2 protein-coding genes are annotated in these 5,019 nt (G+C 48.8%); one reads left to right on the plus strand and one right to left on the minus strand.

Features of this window, described 5'->3' with window-relative positions; translation table 11 throughout:
* The first annotated feature begins 222 nt into the window (after positions 1–222).
* Positions 223–2,502, plus strand: coding sequence for a beta-glucosidase BglX (bglX, locus tag BWI93_RS18230; protein ID WP_094813898.1), 2,280 nt, complete (start codon positions 223–225; stop codon positions 2,500–2,502).
* Between the two features lie 537 nt (positions 2,503–3,039).
* Here bglX and BWI93_RS18235 read toward each other — a convergent pair.
* Positions 3,040–4,533 (minus strand): M28 family peptidase, encoded by a 1,494-nt coding sequence (locus tag BWI93_RS18235; protein WP_094813896.1) that lies wholly within the window; start codon positions 4,531–4,533, stop codon positions 3,040–3,042.
* Positions 4,534–5,019 lie beyond the last annotated feature (486 nt).

Consider the following 5,019-nt stretch of genomic DNA (forward strand, 5'->3'; position numbering starts at 1 on the left):
GCAATGCGGTGGCCTAAAGCGGGCTGTCGTCAGTCGTGGAGAGGTCCAGCCTGGAAGGCTTCTGGGCTACTAGTCAGCCGTTCCAACGGAACCAGACTCGGTCTAGGTGGATAACGCATCTGTAAAAAGCAAGTTATTAGTTCCTGAGCTATCTATAGGTTAACATGCTTTCGAGACTAAATTCCGTTTGACTCTGCAAGAAATCAATAAATGATTCATTCCATGAAAAAGACTTCTCTTCTGCTTCTGGCGGGTCTGTTCCAACTTCAGGTACAGGCTCAGACGCCGGAGGCGAAAATGAATACCTTCATTACCAAGCTCATGGGCCAGATGACGATTGATGAAAAAATCGGTCAGCTCAATCTGGTGACACCGGGCGGATTTACGGCGACGGGAGCTACGGTTTCCCAAAACGTCGAAGCCAATATTAAAGCGGGTAAAGTCGGCGGCTTGTTCGGTATTTACGATCCGACGCTGGTACGCAAACCTCAGGAACTGGCCGTAAAAAATTCCCGGCTGCACATTCCTCTGCTGTTCGGACTCGACGTCATTCACGGACACAAAACCAGCTTTCCCATTCCCCTCGGCATTTCATCTACCTGGGATCTCGAACGCATTGAGAAAAGTGCCCGCATTGCCGCGACTGAAGCTACCGCGGATGGGCTGAACTGGGTGTTCTCGCCCATGGTCGATATTGCCCGTGATCCTCGCTGGGGCCGCATTTCCGAAAGTTCCGGGGAAGATCCCTACCTCGGTTCGCTCATTGCCAAAGCCATGATTCGCGGCTATCAGGGCACCAGCTTTAAGGAAACGAATACGGTTCTCGCCTGCGTCAAACACTTTGCCCTGTACGGGGCGGCTGAAGCGGGCCGTGATTACAATACCGTGGATATGAGCCGTATTAAAATGTTTGAGTACTACCTGCCGCCTTACAAAGCCGCCATCGACGCGGGCGTAGGGAGTGTGATGACTTCCTTCAACGAAATCGACGCAGTACCGGCGACGGCCAATAAATGGCTCGTAACCGATTTGTTACGCAACCAATGGGGCTTTAAAGGCCTGGTGGTAACCGACTACACGGCCATTAACGAAATGATTGCCCACGGTCTGGGGGATCTGAAACAGGTTTCGGCTCTGGCTTTGAAAGCCGGTACCGACATGGATATGGTAGGCGAAGGCTTTCTAACGACACTCAAACAATCGCTGAACGAAGGCAAGATTACCCAAAAAGAAATCGATCAGGCCTGCCGCCGGATTCTGGAAGCCAAGTACAAATTGGGTCTGTTTGACGATCCGTATCGCTACCTGGACGAGTCGCGTCCGGCGAAAGAAATTCTGACACCTGAGAACCGGGCCTTTGCCCGCGACTTGGCTGCCCGTAGTCATGTCCTACTCAAGAATTCGAATCAGACCTTACCCCTGAAAAAAAGCGGCAGCATTGCCCTGATTGGCCCCCTGGCGGATGATCGGAAGAATATGCTGGGTACCTGGAATATTGCTGGCGACTGGAAAAAAGCCGTAACCGTGGCGGAAGGCATTAAAAACGTAGCGGGTAGCGATGTAAAAATCAATTACGCCAAAGGAGCCAACTTCACGACGGATACACTGCTGATTCAGCGATTGAACGCTCAGAACGGACTCGTAGACGTAGACCCCCGTTCGCCGGAAGTGATGATCGAGGAAGCCGTAAAGGTGGCCCGGCAATCAGACGTGATTGTGGCCGTTGTGGGCGAAGCTCAGGAAATGTCGGGCGAAGCTTCCAGTCGTTCTGACATTGGCATTCCCGAAAATCAAAAAGACTTACTGAAAGCACTGAAAAAAACGGGCAAACCGCTGGTACTGGTGCTGATGAGTGGTCGTCCGCTGACGCTTACCTGGGAAAACGACAACGCCGATGCCATGCTGGAAGCCTGGTTTGGCGGTAGCGAATCGGGCAATGCCATCGCAGACGTTTTGTTTGGCAACTACAATCCTGCCGGAAAACTGACGGCTACGTTTCCCCGCAACGTTGGTCAGATTCCCATTTATTACAATCACAAGAATACGGGTCGTCCCTACGAAGGCGTGTTACTGGATAAATTCAAATCCCGTTACCTCGACGTACCCAATGATCCGTTATTTCCCTTTGGGTACGGTTTAAGTTATACTACGTTCAGTTACAGCGAGGTCAAACTCAGCCAGACCACCCTGAAGGGCAATCAGACTTTACAGGCAAGTGTGACTGTAAAAAACACGGGTAAGTACACGGGCGAAGAAGTTGTTCAGCTCTACATCAGCGATCCTGTCGCCAGTGTAACGCGTTCGGTGAAAGACCTGAAAGGCTTTCAGAAGATCAGTCTGAAACCCGGCGAGAGTAAGGAAGTTACCTTTCGTATTACACCCGAACAGCTCAAATTCTATACTACGGATTTGAAATACGACTGGGAAGGGGGCGAATTCAGTATTCAGATCGGTACCAATTCCAGCGACGTACAAACGGCAAAAGTGCAGTGGGCTAAATAAAACCTGCCGTCATATCAGAAAGGCCAGCCGAAACGCTGGCCTTTTTTCTTTTTGTAGGCTTTCCTCAGCAATAACCCATTTCAGAGCAAACGATCCGATGATTCCAGCAAAAATGGACGCGATAATGAGAAAACGTTTCGTTTCGCTCCGTTCAGCTTTTAAGGCATCTTTTTACAAAAAAAGGCACTCTCATCCGTTTCCCTTCTGTTACTTTTCGATTCCTGAGACGCAACTTACCCATTTGTAGGTATTGCTTTTTTTCTCTTTTTCTTTGAGTTTTGTCCATGTCGCAGCAAAGACAACTAGCCTTTTGCTGGTTCGCCTTCAACCTACTTTTCTGTCATACCTCTAGCATTTCCTGTTAAAACTATTTCCACGTTTTAGGATTTCTTACTAAAACACGGCCTTTTCGAGTATTATTTTCTGTATTCTTTTATTTATCGCCCCTTTTTTATCATTTCCTAACCATCAAGTGTTTACAAAGCAAAAGCCCTGGTTACCAATGGTAACCAGGGCTTCTTTGGGTTACTAAAAACCTTACGGTTTATTGGAATCAACGACAATACGCTTGTCCCGATTCACCAGTTCCCAGGCTGTATAGAAGACCAGACGGGCCGTTTTCTCAGCCTTGTCGAATTGGATTTTTTCCACGTCATCCGTCGGGCGGTGGTAGTCATCGTGGACACCGTTGAAGTAGAAAATAATGGGGATTTTCTTAGCCGCAAAGTTGTAGTGGTCCGAGCGGTAGTAGAAACGGTTTACATCCTTCGGATCGTTGAACGTGTAGTCCAGATCCATCTTGATGTACTTCTTGTTCGCTTCTTCATTGATAGCGTGCAGTTCCGAAGACAGCTTATCGGAGCCAATCACGTAGATATAATCCGGCTTGCCTTCGTGGGCTTTGTCCACCCGGCCAATCATGTCAATGTTCAAATCGGCAATGGTGTTTTCCAGCGGAATCAGCGGGTGGTTTACATAGTATTCCGAGCCCAGCAGCCCTTTTTCTTCACCCGTTACGGTCATGAACAAAATGCTGCGACGCGGACGATTGCCCGCTTTAGCCGCTTTAGAGAAGGCCTCGGCCAATTCCATCACGCCAACCGTACCCGAACCGTCGTCATTGGCTCCGTTGTTGATCTGCCCATCGGGCGAAATGCCGATGTGATCGTAGTGAGCCGTCACCACGAGTACTTCGTTTTTCTTGTCGGTACCTTCCAGAAAACCAACGACGTTTGACGTTTCGATGGGCGTCTGTTTCTCCTCAGCTTTCAGCGTCAGGGTTTTCTTGAGATCAGCAGGTTTCGTCTTCCCCGCCATCAGATTCGCCAGTTGTGTATCATCAAGACCCAGCATTTCCTTCGCCAGTCCCTGCTTCACCTGTACGGACAATAAGGTAGATTCCGGACGTTTTTCATCCTTGAACGTCAGGCGATTCATCCGGGGTGAGTACGCCCGCATCCGACCATAAAGTTTATCCGTTTGTTCATCGGCACCCGGAGCAATGGTCAACACACAACGCACTCCTTTTTCCTTCAACACGGCCATTTTCTTACGCGTGGCTTCGGCGTTACGGGGTTCGGCGGCGAGCAGTAGAGCAGCTTTGCCATCCAGGTTTAGCCCATTCAGGTCTTCATCCGTTCCGTAACCGACCAGTACGATATCCAGGGTCTCTTCTTTGGAGAAATTCCCCGACCCCGTTACGTAGAAATCTTTCAGTAATTCTTTCGTACCGCTGGGGGTCTTCAGGTACACATCACCCCAACCCAGTTCAACCAGCTCAACGGGTTGTAGGTAGCTCCCACCGGGACCAATACCCTTTAAACCCAGACTCTTAAAGTGGTTGGCAATGTATTCAGCCGCTTTGTGCTGACCGGGCGTTCCGGTACCGCGACCTTCCAGTTCGTCGGAAGCCAGGTACGAGAGGTGTTTTTTAAGATCTTCCGCCTTGATGGTCTCGGCGAATTTCGTTGGATTCTGAGCCTGAGCGAAAGCCAGCGGACTCAAAGCCAACAACGTAAGCAGTTTTTTCATGAAGTGAATAGAATGGAAATCAAACCCTTAAAGTAAGCGAAAAACGCAGGTTTTTATTGCAAAAAGCGATCAAAGGTTAAAATGAAGTGCTGTCAAGGCATCTATGATTCATTTTGCTTGGTTTTCTCTAGGATTGAAAAGGCTATTCTTCGAAAAAAGCCCGATAATTTCTGAATGGCAGAGTTTTTTAATCTGTATGAATAGGATTTTAATAAAGTATTGATTTCATAAGAAGAGCCTTTTCATTTTGTGATTGGAAGTATTGCATTAAACGAAGACCTGTTTCGTCCCGCTGAGAAAGCTGGTCATTTAGTCCATATCACGAGTAAGACGGGGTTCGGTTTTATGTCCTCCATGCAGGTATTTGACTGTCTTCTAACACCACCAACAACTATTAATAAAAGCTGAAAACCCCTCCCGCCCGTAAGCAGCGGTGGCCCAGAGCAAGCTGTCGTTAGTCGTGGAGAGGTCCAGCCTGGAAGGCTT

Source organism: Siphonobacter sp. BAB-5385, from assembly GCF_002261125.1.
In the GTDB taxonomy this organism is placed as follows: Bacteria; Bacteroidota; Bacteroidia; order Cytophagales; family Spirosomataceae; genus Siphonobacter.

Bases quoted from the DNA above. Each gene is read 5' to 3' on its own strand.
- BWI93_RS18235 (WP_094813896.1), bottom strand. From the start codon at position 4,533: ATGAAAAAACTGCTTACGTTGTTGGCTTTGAGTCCGCTGGCTTTCGCT.
- bglX (WP_094813898.1), top strand. From the start codon at position 223: ATGAAAAAGACTTCTCTTCTGCTTCTGGCGGGTCTGTTCCAACTTCAG.